The 15,617-nt window shown below is 64.6% G+C and carries 14 protein-coding genes and 1 riboswitch; of the genes, 7 read left to right on the plus strand and 7 right to left on the minus strand.

Annotated features, from left to right (window positions below; genetic code table 11):
- Nucleotides 1–145 precede the first annotated feature (145 nt).
- Both IB267_RS29975 and IB267_RS29980 read left to right on the plus strand, forming a co-directional pair.
- Nucleotides 146–1,024: an ABC transporter permease gene (locus IB267_RS29975; RefSeq protein ID WP_043622284.1), complete on the plus strand. Its 879-nt coding sequence runs from the start codon at nt 146–148 to the stop codon at nt 1,022–1,024.
- On the plus strand, nt 1,021–1,815 hold the full coding sequence (locus IB267_RS29980; protein ID WP_192451051.1) for an ABC transporter ATP-binding protein: 795 nt from the start codon (nt 1,021–1,023) through the stop codon (nt 1,813–1,815). Before IB267_RS29975 ends, IB267_RS29980 begins: the two co-directional genes overlap by 4 nt.
- A 57-nt stretch (nt 1,816–1,872) precedes the next feature.
- On the opposite strand, the gene IB267_RS29985 is transcribed toward IB267_RS29980, so the two are convergent.
- Entirely contained in the window at nt 1,873–2,514 is a 642-nt protein-coding gene (locus tag IB267_RS29985; protein WP_192451052.1) for a LysE family translocator, read from the minus strand.
- Nucleotides 2,515–2,685: 171 nt separating this feature from the next.
- On the opposite strand from IB267_RS29985, the gene IB267_RS29990 reads away from it, so the two are divergent.
- Nucleotides 2,686–3,903, plus strand: a complete 1,218-nt coding sequence (locus IB267_RS29990) for an argininosuccinate synthase (RefSeq protein WP_192451053.1) — start codon at nt 2,686–2,688, stop codon at nt 3,901–3,903.
- 62 nt (nt 3,904–3,965) lie between these two features.
- Here the strand turns inward: IB267_RS29990 and IB267_RS29995 are convergent, their stop codons facing one another.
- The 5 genes from IB267_RS29995 to IB267_RS30015 all read right to left on the minus strand — a co-directional run bounded on the left by IB267_RS29995 (nt 3,966) and on the right by IB267_RS30015 (nt 8,914).
- Nucleotides 3,966–5,204, minus strand: coding sequence for a multidrug effflux MFS transporter (locus tag IB267_RS29995; protein ID WP_192451054.1), 1,239 nt, complete (start codon nt 5,202–5,204; stop codon nt 3,966–3,968).
- The gene (locus tag IB267_RS30000) at nt 5,201–5,704 is read right to left on the minus strand and encodes a MarR family winged helix-turn-helix transcriptional regulator (RefSeq protein WP_192451118.1); all 504 of its coding nucleotides are present in this window, start codon (nt 5,702–5,704) and stop codon (nt 5,201–5,203) included. Before IB267_RS30000 ends, IB267_RS29995 begins: the two co-directional genes overlap by 4 nt.
- Before the next feature lie 159 nt (nt 5,705–5,863).
- Nucleotides 5,864–7,690, minus strand: coding sequence for an ABC-F family ATP-binding cassette domain-containing protein (locus IB267_RS30005; RefSeq protein WP_192451055.1), 1,827 nt, complete (start codon nt 7,688–7,690; stop codon nt 5,864–5,866).
- Between the two features lie 3 nt (nt 7,691–7,693).
- On the minus strand, nt 7,694–8,344 hold the full coding sequence (locus IB267_RS30010; RefSeq protein WP_192451056.1) for a thiamine diphosphokinase: 651 nt from the start codon (nt 8,342–8,344) through the stop codon (nt 7,694–7,696).
- A gap of 84 nt (nt 8,345–8,428) precedes the next feature.
- Nucleotides 8,429–8,914 (minus strand): GNAT family N-acetyltransferase, encoded by a 486-nt coding sequence (locus IB267_RS30015; RefSeq protein WP_192451057.1) that lies wholly within the window; start codon nt 8,912–8,914, stop codon nt 8,429–8,431.
- Between the two features lie 133 nt (nt 8,915–9,047).
- A riboswitch (TPP riboswitch) is annotated at nt 9,048–9,166 on the plus strand.
- A gap of 51 nt (nt 9,167–9,217) precedes the next feature.
- On the opposite strand from IB267_RS30015, the gene thiB reads away from it, so the two are divergent.
- The 4 genes from thiB to IB267_RS30035 all read left to right on the plus strand — a co-directional run bounded on the left by thiB (nt 9,218) and on the right by IB267_RS30035 (nt 14,407).
- The gene (gene thiB / locus IB267_RS30020) at nt 9,218–10,246 is read left to right on the plus strand and encodes a thiamine ABC transporter substrate binding subunit (protein ID WP_192451058.1); all 1,029 of its coding nucleotides are present in this window, start codon (nt 9,218–9,220) and stop codon (nt 10,244–10,246) included.
- 7 nt (nt 10,247–10,253) lie between these two features.
- Complete coding sequence (gene thiP / locus IB267_RS30025; protein WP_256436980.1) at nt 10,254–11,879, plus strand: thiamine/thiamine pyrophosphate ABC transporter permease ThiP; 1,626 nt, start codon at nt 10,254–10,256, stop codon at nt 11,877–11,879.
- Nucleotides 11,876–12,595, plus strand: a complete 720-nt coding sequence (gene thiQ / locus IB267_RS30030) for a thiamine ABC transporter ATP-binding protein (RefSeq protein WP_192451060.1) — start codon at nt 11,876–11,878, stop codon at nt 12,593–12,595. The genes thiP and thiQ overlap by 4 nt, the downstream gene beginning before the upstream one ends.
- A 300-nt stretch (nt 12,596–12,895) precedes the next feature.
- Nucleotides 12,896–14,407, plus strand: coding sequence for a M48 family metalloprotease (locus tag IB267_RS30035; RefSeq protein ID WP_192451061.1), 1,512 nt, complete (start codon nt 12,896–12,898; stop codon nt 14,405–14,407).
- 200 nt (nt 14,408–14,607) lie between these two features.
- Here IB267_RS30035 and IB267_RS30040 read toward each other — a convergent pair whose 3' ends face one another.
- Entirely contained in the window at nt 14,608–15,474 is an 867-nt protein-coding gene (locus IB267_RS30040; protein ID WP_043622257.1) for an RNA polymerase factor sigma-32, read from the minus strand.
- Nucleotides 15,475–15,617 lie beyond the last annotated feature (143 nt).

Consider the following 15,617-nt stretch of genomic DNA (forward strand, 5'->3'; position numbering starts at 1 on the left):
CTATGAGGGGCCTGATCCTTTGGATCGCGGGGCCGCTCCGAAAGTTCTGAGCCGCACATGCGCCGGCCTTGGGCCCCATGTGCCAAGCGGGAGCGTCGCGCCCATAACGACAACCACGCGCGACATGTAAAAAGAGGGTCTGGGGTTGAGTCTAATCGCTTTCTGGGGAGCCGTGGAACTGGGGCTGGTCTACGCCTTCGTCGCCCTTGGCGTCTTTCTCGCATTCCGGGTGCTCGATTTCCCCGACCTGACTGTCGACGGATCCTTTCCGCTGGGGGCAGCCGTCACCGCCGTGCTGATCATCGCTGGCGTCAACCCGTGGCTTGCGGCCTGTGTCGCCATGGTGGCGGGTGCCGCTGCCGGTATCGTCACGGCGATGCTCAACGTGCGCTTCAAGATCCTCAACCTGCTCGCCTCGATCCTGACGATGATCGCGCTGTTCTCGGTGAACCTGCGCGTCATGGGCAAGCCGAACGTCGCGCTGATCAACGCCGACACGATGCTCTCGCCCTTCTACGGCCTCGGCTTACGCGATTTCTACGTCCGGCCGCTGTTTATCGGCGTGCTCGTCGTCGTCGCCGTCATCATCGTCTGGCGCTTCCTTGAGAGCGATGCCGGCCTTGCGATGCGCGCCACCGGCGCCAATGCCCGCATGGCCCGCGCACAGGGTGTCGACACCAACCGCCAGATCTATCTCGGCATGGCGATCTCCAACGCGCTCGTCGCCTTCGGCGGCGCACTGTTTGCCCAGACCAACGGTTTCGCCGACGTCACCTCGGGCGTCGGCACCATCGTCGTCGGCCTCGCAGCCGTTATCATCGGTGAGACGCTTCTCGGTGCCCGCGGCATCCTGATTGCGCTCATCGGCTGCGTGCTCGGCTCGATCCTCTACCGCATCGCCATCCAGCTGGCGCTGTCGACCGACATGCTCGGGCTGCAGGCTTCCGACCTCAACTTTGTCACCGCAGCCCTCGTCACCTTCGCCCTCGTCCTTCCCCGCCTGCGTCGTGGAGGTGCGGCATGATCAGCGTCAACAACATCCAGGTCATCTTCGGCAAAGGCACGCCGCTGCAGAAGCAGGCGCTGAACGGCGTCAGCCTGACGATCGAGCAAGGCTCGTTCGTCACCGTCATCGGCTCCAACGGCGCCGGCAAGTCGACGCTGCTCGGCGTGCTCGCCGGCGACGTGCTGCCGAGTGCCGGCCAGGTGATGATCGGCAAGACCGACGTCAGCCGCAAGGGCACCGCCGCCCGCGCCGGCCTCGTCGCCCGCGTCTTCCAGGATCCGCTGACCGGCAGCTGCGGCGCGCTGTCGATCGAGGAAAACCTGGCGCTTGCCGCCAAGCGTGGCGAGGCGCGTGGCCTCGCGGCCGCGCTCGGCCCGAAGCGCCGCGAACATTTCCGCGAGCGCATCGCCGAACTCAACCTCGGCCTTGAAAACCGCATGGGCGACCGCATGGATCTGTTGTCCGGTGGTCAGCGCCAGGCGGTCTCGCTGGTCATGGCGACGCTCGCCGGCTCCGAAGTGCTGCTGCTCGACGAGCATACGGCAGCGCTCGACCCGGGCATGGCCGAGTTCGTGATGAACCTGACGCAGAAGATCGTTTCCGAGCGCAAGCTGACGACGATGATGGTGACCCACTCGATGCGCCAGGCGCTCGACTACGGCCACCGCACCATCATGCTGCACGGTGGCGAGATCGTGCTCGACGTCGCCGGCGACAGCCGCAAGGAACTGCAGGTCGAGGACCTGATCGCCATGTTCCGCCGCATCCGCGGCCAGACGCTCGACGACGACGCACTGCTCATCGGCTGAGTACGGAAGACGCCTCCAGAACAAGGCCCGGGCATCCACGATGTCCGGGCTTTTTGTTTACCGCGCCGTCGTCATGAAGATCTTCACCGCGAACACCGAGAAGACGCCGGCGAAGCTGAAGTCCAGTGCCCGCATCACGCCCCTGTTGCGCTGCAGCCAGGAGGCAAGCCAGTCGGCAGTGAAGACGACCAGCATGTTCACCGGCATGCCGATGGTGATGAAGAACGCGCCGAAGAACAGAAGCTTGCCGGTGACCGAGGGATCGTCGGCGCTGACGAACTGCGGCAGGAAGGTCATGAAGAAGATGATGACCTTGGGGTTCAACAGGTTCACCCAGAATCCAGCCGAGATGTTGGCAAGCGCCTTGTCTTCCGTCGGCTCGACCTTCTGCACCGAAATGCTGGAGCCGAAGCGGATCGCCTGGATGGCAAGCCACAGCAGATAGGCGGCACCGCCGGTCTTGAGGATGGCAAAGGCGGTCGGCGAAGCGGTGATCAGCGCCGAGATGCCGAACGCGACGAGCAGCGTATGCACGACGATGCCGAAGCTGGTGCCGAGCACGACGAAGAACGCGGCCTTCTTGCCCTGGGCGAGTGCCCGGCTGATCGAAAGCGTCATGTCCGGGCCGGGTGTGGCCGCCAGAAGCAGCGTCGCAGCGGCAAAGGTCAGGAGGGTCGGCAGGCTGGGAATGAAGTCCATCGTCGTTTCCTCGGCACGGGGGTCGCCTCCAGTAATCCTGCGCCTGCGCTTTTGCCAGCGGATTCGCATCGTCAAGCGTTCTAGCGCTTGTATCGCCGCAGGTTCTGGCTAAAGTGCCGCAGATTTGCACGCGGCATCGCCGCCCTCCCCAAGACCAGACGGACGGAAACCATGGCATCGCATAAAGACGTGAAAAAGGTCGTTCTCGCCTATTCGGGCGGTCTCGACACCTCGATCATCCTGAAGTGGCTGCAGACCGAACTCGGCGCGGAAGTCGTCACCTTCACCGCCGACCTCGGCCAGGGCGAAGAGCTCGAGCCGGCCCGCAAGAAGGCCGAGATGCTCGGCATCAAGGAGATCTACATCGAGGACGTCCGCGAGGAGTTCGTCAAGGATTTCGTCTTCCCGATGTTCCGCGCCAACGCCGTCTATGAGGGCGTCTACCTGCTCGGCACCTCGATCGCCCGCCCGCTGATCTCCAAGCACCTGATCGATATCGCCAAGAAGACCGGCGCCGACGCGATCGCCCATGGCGCGACCGGCAAGGGCAACGACCAGGTTCGCTTCGAGCTTTCCGCCTATGCGCTGAACCCGGACATCAAGATCATCGCGCCGTGGCGCGACTGGTCGTTCAAGAGCCGCACCGACCTGCTCGAATTCGCCGAAAAGCACCAGATCCCGGTTGCCAAGGACAAGAAGGGCGAAGCGCCGTTCTCCGTCGACGCCAACCTGCTGCACTCCTCCTCCGAGGGCAAGGTTCTCGAAGACCCGGCACTGGAAGCCCCTGAATACGTGCACATGCGCACGATCTCGCCGGAAGCCGCTCCGGATCAGGCGACCGTCATCAAGATCGGCTTCGAGCGCGGGGACGCCGTCTCGATCAACGGCATACGCCTGTCGCCGGCAAGCCTGCTTGCCAAGCTCAACGAATACGGCCGCGACAACGGTATCGGCCGCCTCGACCTCGTCGAGAACCGCTTCGTCGGCATGAAGTCGCGCGGTGTCTACGAGACCCCCGGCGGCACCATCCTGCTCTCCGCGCACCGCGCAATCGAGAGCATCACGCTCGACCGGGGTGCTGCCCACCTCAAGGACGAGCTGATGCCGCGCTACGCCGAGCTGATCTATTACGGCTTCTGGTTCTCGCCGGAGCGCGAAATGTTACAGGCGGCGATCGACAAGAGCCAGGAACATGTCGAAGGCGAAGTGACGCTGAAGCTTTACAAGGGCAACGTCATGGTCATCGGCCGCGAGAGCGACAAGTCGCTCTACTCCGACAAGCTCGTCACCTTCGAGGACGACCAGGGCGCCTACGACCAGAAGGATGCCGCCGGCTTCATCAAGCTCAACGCGCTGCGCCTGCGCACGCTAGCCGCGCGCAACCGCTAAGCCACTATCCAGTGAAGAAAAAAGCCTCCGCGATGCTTTCGCGGAGGCTTTTTTCGTGTCCACTACTCCGCCGCTTGCTGCAAGGGATCCTTGCGCTCGACCGGCACGGCGAGCGGCTGCGAGCGAACGTTGCGGCGATACCAGACATAGCTCAGGATGCAGACGAGGCCGAAGCATGGAATGATCGTGCCGAGCGCCAGCACCGGAGCGCCGACCGCCGCGGCGATCGCGCCACCAAGCAGCCCCGAGCCCATCTGTACGAAACCCATCACTGCCGACGCCGTGCCAGCGATGTCCGGAAACGGCGCCATCGCCGCCGTCATCATGTAGGGCATGACGAAGGCGATGCCGAAGGCATAGATGCCGATCGGCAGCATGACCGAGAGGAAGCTCGGCGGCAGCATGTGCATGGTGTAGGCAAGCGCGAGGCTGGCCGCACCGATGAAGACGAGGCCGGCCGGCACTAGCGCCTGCGGCGTGAAACGCCGCATCAGCAGCCGCACCACAACGGTTCCCGAAAAGAAAAGGCCCGACTGCATCAGCATGCCGACGCCGAACTCGGTCGGTGTCAGCCCCACCGCATTGATCAGCACGAAGGGCAACATGGTCGCCCAGGCATAAAGTGCGCCGACCGCTCCGCCGATCACAAGTGTCGAGGAAACGAAGCGGCTGTCGCTCACCAACCGCCGGTAGGCCGCAAGGATGGGCTTCAGGCGGCCCTTGGCCGGATCCGGGGTCGCGGTCTCGGCCATGAAGAACTGCACGGTGAGACAGGCCATGGCGGCAAAGCCGACCATCAGGAAGAAGATCGACTGCCACCCGAAGAGACCGAGCGCCAGGCCGCCAAGCGTCGGCGACACGGCGGGTCCGAGGGCCAGCATCATGCCGATCATGTTCATGATGCGTGCGGCTTCAGTCCCGGTGAACTGGTCGCGCACGATCGCACGCGCCACGGTCATCCCGACGGAGGCGCCGATGCCCTGCACCAGGCGGCCGGCCAAAAGCACCGCGACGGAAGGCGCAAAGGCCGCCATCAGGCTGCCGACGAGGTAGATCGCCATGAAGATCAGCGTCGCGCGCCGGCGTCCGATGACGTCGGAAAGCGTCCCGGAGACAAGCTGGGCAAAGGCGAAGCCGGCGAAATAGAGCGACAGCGTCATCTTGATCGCCGCTTCGCTTGAGGAGAAGGCACGCACCAGTTCGGGCATCGCCGGCGTGTAGAGCGCCATGGAAACGGGGCCGAGCGCCACCAGGAAGGCGCCGATGATGCTTGTGCGCCGCTCGCTCATGCGACGCGTCATTGCGCGGCTCCGGCCCGGACCTCGGCCTTCTCCGCTGTATCCTTGCCCGCAAGGCACGGATCGAGCTGACGCAGATTGTCACGCAGGATGCGCAGGTTGGAACAGAGAAGCGCGCGCGCTTCCGCATCCAGCCCTTCGGTATAGGCATCCATCATTTCGCGGAGGCCGGTCATCAACTCGTTGAGCAGCGGACCCGCCTTTTCGGTGATGATAACATTCTTGGCGCGACGATCCGCCGGATCGGGAACACGGGCGACGAGCCCGTTGGTCTCCAGCCGGTCGAGATAGGCCGACAGCGTCATCGGCTCGATGCCCATGCGTGTGGCGATTTCGGCCTGTTTGATGCCCTCGGTAAGCGCCGCCTGGATCAGCGTGCGCGCCTCGCCGGGCGTGATGCCCAGGTCCATGGCATTGACCTTGCGGTCGAAGGCCCCGCGCAAGAGGCGCGAGACATCGGTCAGAAGCATTCCAATGGTTTCGGATTCTAGCTTGAAGGGCATCATGATCGTTCACAGGTGATATAATAAGTTTTACTTATCATAGCATCTGATAACGTTCAACGCGGCGAGCGATCATTCCCTTACCAGTTTAACGGTAAAACCCGCAAGGATTCAACGTATTACCTTTGCATTCACGCATGGAACCGTCTTGGCTGTACCTCAGCCCTCGAGCTCCTCGCGCAGCATCTCGAGCTCCAGCCATTCCTCTTCCATGCGAGCAAGGTCGGCACGCAGCTTCTCCAGCTCCTGCGCCAGTTTCGCAAAAGCATTTGGATCTTTTGTGAAGAGGTTGGGATCCGCCATCTTTTCTTCGCGCTTGGCAGCCTCGGCCTCCGCCTTGGCGATCTCCTTCGGCAGGTTTTCGAGCGCGAATTTCTGCTTGTAGGAAAGCTTGCCCTTGGCAGCCTTCGGCGCTTCGGCCGTGGGTGCGGCGGCATCGGCCCTGGCCTTCTCCGCCTTCTCGGCCTTGCGCTTCTCCTCGATCGCGCCCTTGCGCTGCGCCATCATGTCGGAATAGCCGCCGGCATACTCGATCCAGCGTCCATCCGGCGCCTCCGGATTGGCTGGTGCGATCGTCGAGGTGACGGTGCGGTCGAGGAAGTCACGGTCGTGGCTGACGAGGATCACAGTTCCGGCAAAACCGGCGACGATCTCCTGCAGCAGGTCGAGCGTCTCGATGTCGAGATCGTTGGTCGGCTCGTCGAGGATCAGAAGGTTCGTCGCCCGCGCGAGGATGCGCGCCAGCATCAGCCTTGCGCGCTCGCCGCCCGAAAGCTCACGGATCGGGGTGCGCGCCTGCTCCGGCTGGAACAGGAAGTCCTTCATGTAACCGGTAACGTGGCGCTGCTCGCCATTGACCAGCAGGTTGTCGCCGCGCCCGTCCGTCAGGTAGTGCGCCAGCGTATCGTCGAGATTGAGGTCTTCGCGCTTCTGGTCGAGCGTCGCGATTTCCAGATTGGTGCCGAGCTTGACCGTGCCCGTGTCCGGGTCGATCTGCCCGGTCAGTATCTTCAGGAGCGTCGTCTTGCCGGCACCGTTCGGGCCGACGAGACCGATGCGGTCGCCGCGGTGCACGCGGATCGAGAACGGCGCGACGATTGTGCGCTCGCCATAGGCCTTGGTGATCTTCTCGGCCTCGATCACCAGCTTGCCGGATTCCTTGGCGTCGGCGGCCGTCGCCTGCACGGTGCCCTGCGGCCCCTTGTGGCCGCGATAGGTCGCCCGCATGGTCTGCAGCTCGCCAAGGCGACGCATGTTGCGCTTGCGCCGCGCGGTCACGCCGTAGCGCAGCCAATGCTCTTCGCGTTCGATCGCCTTGCCGAGCTTGTGCTGTTCCAGTTCTTCCGCCTCTAGCACTTCATCACGCCAGGCCTCGAAATGAGCGAAGCCGCGGTCAAGGCGGCGCGACTGGCCGCGGTCGAGCCAAACGGTCGCGGTCGACACCTTCTCCAGGAAGCGCCGGTCGTGTGAGATCAGCACCAGCGCCGAGCGGCTGCGGATCAGTTCGTCTTCAAGCCACTCGATCGTCGGCAGGTCGAGATGGTTGGTCGGCTCGTCGAGCAAAAGGATATCCGGCTCCGGCGCCATGACACGGGCGAGTGCTGCGCGGCGCGCCTCGCCGCCAGAAAGGCGCTTCGGGTCTTCTTCGCCGGTCAGACCCAGGTGTTGCAGCAGGTAGGCGACGCGATAGGGATCGTCGCTCGGGCCGAGGCCCGCCTCGGCATAGGCCTGCACCGTGTCGTAGCCGTCGAAATCCGGCGCCTGATGCAGATAGCGGATGGTCGCCGAGGGATGGCGGAACACCTCGCCCGACTGCGCCTCTGCAAGGCCCGCGGCGATCTTCATCAGCGTCGATTTGCCCGAGCCGTTGCGGCCGACCAGGCAGATCTTGTCGCCCGGCTCCACTTGAAAATTGGCGCCGGCAAGCAGCGGCGTGCCGCCAAAGGTGAGGAAGATATCGTCGAGTTTCAGAATGGGAGGCGCCAAGGCTCAGGCTCCGGAAAGATCATAGGGGCGGGCAAGCACCAGGGCGCGGCCGCTCTTGAGAGTGAAGCGAAGGGGACCCTCCGCAACGTTGGAAACGGTTCGGGACGAACCGAACGGCAGGGTGAAATCGTCAAGCGGGTAGCGCGCATTGACGATCGAAAGGCCGGTAAGCTCGGTCAGACCCAGCACCGAGAAGAGGCAGCCCTTGGGCAGGTCGACTTCGAGCGGGCCGGCCAGCAGTGGATAGGCCTCTTCCTCGCCCGACGTCATCAACACCGAAAGCCCGCGCTCGGCAAGGGCGACGGCATGAAGCAGATGCATGAACGCATGATCACTGCGGGTGCCGCCGAGCGCGCCGGCGAAGATCAGGCGATCGGCCCCACGCGACAGCGCCGCCTCGACCGCGATCTCGCCGTCCGTCGCGGCCTTTGCCGCCGGATAGGGCTCGCGCGGGACCGAGGCGTAGTCCGCAAGAAGGGCTTCCTCGGTCGAGTCGAAATCACCGACCCAGACATCGGGCACGATGCCGAGCAGCCGCGCATGGCGCATGCCGCCATCAGCCGCGATGAAGCGACTTGCGGCCAGTTGGTGAGCCAGCCGGTCGGTCAGCGAAAGGGCGCCGCCAAGCAGAATGGTGAAGGTCGATCGAGCCATGGCAAAGCCCATAGCGCAAAGGACCGCCGAAGGAAAACGAAGAAAACCGTCGGGCGACCGGTTCTCGGTATTTTGGTCAGACCGTCAATGCCCCTCGGGCACCGGATCGGGGAACAGCATGCCGGCATAAATGCCGGGGGTCGAATCCGGGATCTCGACAGCCCCGGCCACCCGCTCGTAGAACTTCGCCGGCCCGACACCGCCGATAATCGCGTAGCCGTAGCCGGCCTCGCGCATGGCCGTCAGGCTTGCAAGCAGCAACGCCTCGCCGATCCCCTGTCCGCGCCTGCTTTCGTCGACACCGGTCGGACCGAAAAAGCCGAGCGCCGTCACGTCGTGGCAGGAAAAGCCGACGATCTTTTCGTCATGGACTGCGACATGCATGCGTGTCGGGGTCGAGGAAAAGGCGGCTTCCGCCTCGCCCGCCCATCCGGCGCCAAAGGTCTTTTCGATCCAGGACACGACCAGGCGGCGCTCCGGCGCCATGGCGCGGCGAATGCTGACGCCAGGACCAAGCTTCGACTGAGGCTCAGCCGGCAGGGCATAAAGTCGAACGAGCATATCGGGCATGACATTTCCTCCTCGCTGCCGTTGTGTAGCGCAGTTGGCGGCTTACGCAAACATGCGCCGTCGTGCCGGCCAGGCGCCCTTGCTTCCCCGCAAACATCGCTTGCCTTGGGGCCTTGGCAGCGGTAAATCTCTTGCCGCTCTAACGGGGTGCCTCCCGACCGCACAGCGGCCGGAGGCTGAGAGGCGTAAAAACGCCAACCCGCGGAACCTGATCCGGCTCATACCGGCGGAGGGATTAGACGCGATCGGATCGATACGCCCTTTTCCCATGCAACAACGAACTTTGGGAGAGAGGTCCTCGCCATGTCCAATTCATCGCAACTCAAACTCTTTAGCCGGCTAGCCCTTGCGGCCGCCGCAAGCCTCGTTTTTTCCGGCGTCGCGACCGCCGCCGACAAGACGCTGACGGTCTATACCTATGAGAGCTTCATCACCGAATGGGGACCGGGCGCCAAGGTTGCGGAAGCCTTCGAGAAGACCTGCGAGTGCAAGGTCAACTACGTCGGCGTCGCCGACGGCGTCGAGCTTCTCACCCGCCTGAAGCTCGAAGGCGCGGCTTCCAAGGCCGACATCGTGCTCGGCCTCGACACCAACCTCGTGGCCGAAGCCAAGGCGACCGGCTTCTTCGCGCCGCACGGCATCGAGGCAACCGGCGTCACCGTGCCCGGCAACTTCTCCGACGACACCTTCCTGCCCTATGACTACGGCCACTTCGCCGTCGTCTACGATACCGAGACGCTGAAGACGCCACCGAAGAGCCTCAAGGAACTGGTCGAAGGTGACCCGTCGCAAAAGATCGTCATCGAGGATCCGCGCACGTCGACGCCGGGCCTCGGCCTGCTCCTCTGGGTCAAGGCCGTCTATGGCGACGAGGCGGGTGCCGCCTGGGCGAAGCTGAAGGACCGCGTCCTGACCGTCACTCCCGGCTGGTCGGAAGCCTATGGCCTCTTCACCAAGGGCGAGGCGCCGATGGTGCTGTCCTACACCACGTCGCCGGCCTACCACATGGTCGCGGAAAACACCGAGCGCTATCAGGCGGCTGCCTTCTCCGAAGGCCACTACATCCAGATCGAAGTCGCCGGCATGACCAAGAACGCCAAGGAGCCGGAACTGGCAAAGCAGTTCCTCGCCTTCATGACCGGTCCGGACTTCCAGTCGATCATCCCGACGACCAACTGGATGATGCCGGTCGCAGCGACCAAGGAGCCGCTGCCGGACGCCTTCAACAAGCTGGTCAACCCGGAGAACACCTTCCTCCTGCCTTCGGAGGAGGTCGCCAAGAACCGCAAGGCCTGGATCGACGAATGGCTCGCCGCCATGAGCAAGAACTGAGGCCGGATTGTTCGCACTGCGCGAAAATCGCATGACAGTGGTCGCCGGGGCAGCCTGCCTCGGCGCCTTCGTGCTTTTCGTCGGCCTGGCGATCGTCGCCTTGCTGAGCCAGACGGGCGGCGCGAGCGATGACGCGCTGTTCGACGCCTATATCTGGCGCGTCACCCGCTTCACGCTGCTGCAGGCGACCCTCTCGACACAGCTGTCGGTACTCTTTGCCATCCCGGTCGCCCGGGCGCTGGCGCGACGGCCGCAGTTTCCCGGCCGCATCTGGCTCTTGCGCCTGATGGCGTTGCCGCTCGGCCTGCCCGTTCTCGTCGGCGCACTCGGCTTGATCGAGATCTGGGGGCGCCAGGGCTTCCTCAATTCCGGCCTGCGCTGGCTCGGCCTCGCGCAGCCCGTCAGCATCTACGGCCTGTTCGGCATCCTGCTCGCCCACGTCTTCTTCAACATGCCGCTTGCGGCGCGCCTCTTCCTGGCCGGGCTCGAGCGCATCCCCGCCGAGTATTGGCGCAGCGCCGCCAATCTCGGCATGCCGTCGCGAGCACTCTTCCGTTTCATCGAGTGGCCGGTCCTGCGCGGCCTCCTTCCAGGTGCCGCCGGCCTCGTCTTCATGCTCTGTGCCACCAGCTTCACCCTCGTGTTGACGCTTGGCGGCGGGCCTGCGGCCAGCACAATCGAAGTGGCAATCTACCAGGCGCTGCGCTTCGACTTCGATCCGCCGCGCGCCATCGCGCTATCGGCCCTGCAGATCGCCATGACCGGCCTGCTGCTGTTCCTGCTTCGTTATCTGGCGACCGAGCCGGAAGAGGGCATGACCGGTGGCCGCACCGTGCGCCGCTTCGATGGCGCGTCCAGGATCGCGCGCCTGAGTGATGGCGCCTGGATCGCCCTTGCCTTTCTGTTTCTTGGCGCACCGCTGATCGCCGTCCTCACCTCCGGCCTCGAAGCCGATCTGCTGAAGCTCGCGCGCGACCCGGCGGTGCACCGGGCGCTGCTGACCAGCGCGGCAATCGCGCTCGCGTCGGCCCTCGCCTCCGTCACCATGGCGGCCGTGATGATCCGCGCAGCCGCGACCGTCACCGCGCCGCGTCACGCGACGTCGCTCGCCCGCGGCTTTGCCGGCGCCATCGGCGCCAGCACCTCGCTGATCCTGCTGGTGCCGCCCGTGGTGCTCGGCGCCGGCTGGTTCCTTCTGCTGCGTCCCTTCGGCGATGTCGCGCGTTTTGCGCCCTTTATCGTCGTGGCGATCAATGCGCTGATGGCGCTTCCCTTCGTCCACCGCATCCTCGCGCCGGCAATGGCGACCCATGCGGCGCGGTCGGAACGGCTGACGGCAAGCCTTGGCATCCGTGGCTTTGATCGCCTGCGATGGATCGACTTTCCGGCGCTGCGCAAGCCGCTGCTGATGGCACTTTCCTTCGCCATGGCGCTGTCGCTCGGCGACCTCGGCGCCGTCGCCCTCTTCGGCAGCCAGGACATGGTGACGCTGCCCTGGCTGCTCTATAGCCGCATGGGCAGCTACCGCACCGCCGACGCCGCCGGTCTCGCCCTTTTCCTCGGGCTTCTGTGCCTGATCTTCACCATCCTCGGCACGGCGAATGACAGCCGGCCGGAAAGACGCAAAGCATGACCCACCCCGTTCCCGCGATAGAGCTGCGCGATGTCGAGGTCCGTTTCGAAACGGCCGCGCTCACCTTCGATTGCACGATTGCCACCGGTGGCATCGTCGCCGTCGCCGGTGCGTCGGGCTCCGGCAAGTCGACGCTGCTCCACATCATTGCCGGGTTCGAGGACCCCGATCGCGGCGAGGTCCGCATTCTCGGCGAGAACGTGGCCGATCGGGCGCCGTCGGAACGGCCGGTCTCGATGATCTTCCAGGACAACAACCTTTTCGCCCATCTCGACGTCGCGACCAATATCGGCCTCGGCATCGACCCGGCGCTTCGATTGACCGCGACCGATCGCGACAAGATCGAAGACGCGCTCCGCCGCGTCGGGCTCGAAGGCTTCGGGAAAAGGCTGCCGCCGACGCTTTCCGGCGGCGAACGCCAGCGTGTCGCCCTTGCCCGGGCGCTTGTGCGAAAGCGCCCGCTGCTGTTGCTCGACGAACCCTTCGCGGCGCTTGATCCCGGCATGCGCGCCGGCATGCGCACACTCCTGCGCGAACTGCACGCGGAGGAAGGCAACACGATCCTGATGATCACACACCATCCCGAAGACGTGAAAGCCCTGGCCGACAGCGTGCTTTTTCTCGACCGGGGGCGTATCATCGCAAACGACGCCGTCGACCGCTTCCTGGCGCGGCGGGATAATGCGGCGATCGACCGCTTTCTCGGCAATACTTGAAGGACGGACGGGATTCACCACGCCCTTGGCCGGTTGCCACAATTTGACCGCGGCGCCATGCGACGCGCGAAATATCCGGCAAGGCGCGAATATTCCCGCATCCGTTGCCGTGATACCACGGGGCAACTATTTCTACCGAGATAAACTAGGCAGGTGGCGCTGAAATCAGATACAGCAAGACCAGGACTGAAAGGTCGCGGCAGAGCAACGCTGCCGCGCTGAAAAAGTAGGACTTTCAACGCTGTCGTTCCACGTTTCCGCAGAATGCGGGCGGAGCGACGGACGGAAACGGGCTGAGGCATGGAGAGGCATACAGTCACACACGACCGGATCCCGCCGACGGGCGGACGGCTGCGTGGACGCGCCGTGGTTGCATTGCTTGCGACCACGCTCCTTTCCGCATGCCAATCCGTGATCGAGCAGACTTATCAGCCGACGGTTTCGCCTTCATCCAATCCGCAGATCGTCGAGGAAGTCCAGAAGAACGATCCGCGGGCACAGCTGGGCGCGCGCGAACATCCGCGTATCGTCGCAAGCTACGGCGGCGAGTACAAGGACGCCAAGACCGAGCGCCTGGTGGCGCGCATCACCGGCGCGCTGACGGCGGTCTCCGAGAATCCGCAACAGTCCTATCGCATCACCATCCTGAATTCGCCGGCGATCAACGCCTTCGCGTTGCCGGGCGGTTATCTCTACGTCACCCGCGGCCTGCTCGCGCTTGCGAACGACGCCTCCGAGGTCGCCGCCGTGCTGTCGCACGAGATGGCCCACGTCACCGCCAACCATGGCATCGAGCGGCAGCAGCGCGAGGAAGCGGAAGTGATCGCCAGCCGGGTGGTCTCCGAGGTGCTGTCCTCCGATATCGCCGGGAAGCAGGCACTCGCCCGCGGCAAGCTCCGGCTCGCGGCCTTCTCGCGCAACCAGGAACTCCAGGCCGACGTGATCGGCGTGCGCATGCTCGGCGAGGCCGGCTACGACCCCTATGCCGCCGCGCGCTTCCTCGACTCGATGGCCGCCTATAGCCGCTTCACGGCGGTCGATCCGGAATCCGACCAGAGCCTCGACTTCCTGTCGAGCCACCCGAACGCGCCCCAGCGTGTCGATCTCGCGCGCCGGCATGCCCGTGCCTTCGGTCCCGAAGGCACCAGTGGCGACCGCGGGCGCGACTACTATCTCGCCGGTATCGACGGCCTGCTCTATGGCGACAGCCCGCAAGAAGGCTATGTGCGCGGCCAGACCTTCCTGCACGGCCAACTCGGCATCCGCTTCGACGTGCCCGCCGGATTCCAGATCGACAACAAGGCCGAGGCGGTGCTGGCAACCGGCGCCGGCGACATCGCCGTGCGCTTCGACGGCGTCGCCGACACGGGCGGCCGAAGCCTGACCGACTATATCGCCAGTGGTTGGGTCACGGGCCTCAAGCCCGATACGATCCGGCAGATCAGCGTCAACGGCCTGGAAGCCGCAACAGCGCGCGCCTCCGCTGACCGTTGGGATTTCGACGTGACGGTCATTCGTATCGATACGCGGATTTACCGCTTCCTGACCGCCGTGCCCAAGGGGTCGAACGCGCTTGAGCCGACCGCAAACCAGTTGCGCACCTCGTTCCGCCGCATGACGGCCGCCGAGACACAGTCGCTGAAGCCGCTGCGGATCCGGGTCGTGACCGTCCGGCCCGGCGATACGATCACCACGTTGTCGGCCCGCATGATGGGAACCGACCGGAAGCTCGACCTCTTCCGGGTGATCAATGCGATGCAGGTCAGCTCGACGATAAAGCCGGGCGACAAGGTGAAGATCGTTTCCGAATAGCGTGAGGTGGGCGCGGTTGCAGCGCGTTGGTGCGCGCGTGACTGCCTGCCGTCTGCTAGGCAAGCGCGTCGCTGAGTGCCTCTACGATTGCCAAAAAACAAGCACCAATCGTCTCATTGCCAAGCAATCAACGGGCAGCACTGCAGCCCGGCTCAGTGCCGGGTCGCCGAGCACAGCACAGGCGTGGCGGCGTCAGACGGTCAATGAATACCTGCGGTCAGCGCCGGCGCTCTCGTCGCCAGGGCTGCCCGGAGCTTTTCCAAGGCCCGGGTTTCGATCTGCCGCACGCGTTCCTTGGAAATTCCGAGATCGATGCCGAGCTCTTCGAGCGTCGCCCCTTCTTCCGTCAGCCGCCGGGCGCGGATGATGCGCATCTCGCGCTCCGTCAGCGCTCCCAGCGCATCGCGCAGCCAGACGCGGGCCCGTTCGCCGTCGATCATCTCGCTCACCTGCTCGTCCGGCAACGGCGCGTCGCTGGCGAGGAAATCGAGCCGTTCACCGCCATCGGAATCGCTGCCGCCGACCGGCGCCTGCAGCGAGGTGTCGCTGCCGGAAAGCCGCGCATCCATCGTCTGCACGTCAGCGATGCTGACACCGAGGGCAGCGGCAATCTCCTCATGCATAGCCTGCGATGTAAGTTGCCTGTCACCCTGGGCAAGCCGGGCACGAAGGCGCCGAAGGTTGAAGAACAGGGCCTTCTGCGCAGAGCTGGTGCCACCGCGGACAATCGACCAGTTGCGCAGGACATAGTCCTGCATCGACGCCCGGATCCACCAGGTGGCATAGGTCGAGAAGCGAACCTCGCGGCTCGGCTCAAAACGGGCTGCCGCCTCCAGGAGACCGATATGGCCCTCCTGGACGAGGTCACCCATCGGCAGGCCGAAATTGCGGAACTTTGCGGCCATCGAAATGACCAGGCGCATATGCGACATGGCGATCTTGTTGCGGGCTTCCTGATCGTTGTCGTTTCGCCAGGCTTGCGCCAGCTTGTGCTCCTCGTCGCGCTCGAGATAGGGCGCTTCCATCGCGATCTTGATCATCCGCCGGTCTGCAGTGAGAGTCTTCATCGATCACTCCGTGACTGGCGCCGGGCGCCATTGCGTGTGAAGTCCAAAAGGCCGGACGGAGAAGATGTCCGGCAGCAGGGGCGTCTCGCGCCGCTATGTCGAAACTTGAAGAAACGACGCGGCGCCCTAACTTCCAAGTCACG

Source organism: Ensifer sp. ENS09, assembly GCF_014852425.1.
In the GTDB taxonomy this organism is placed as follows: Bacteria; Pseudomonadota; Alphaproteobacteria; order Rhizobiales; family Rhizobiaceae; genus Ensifer.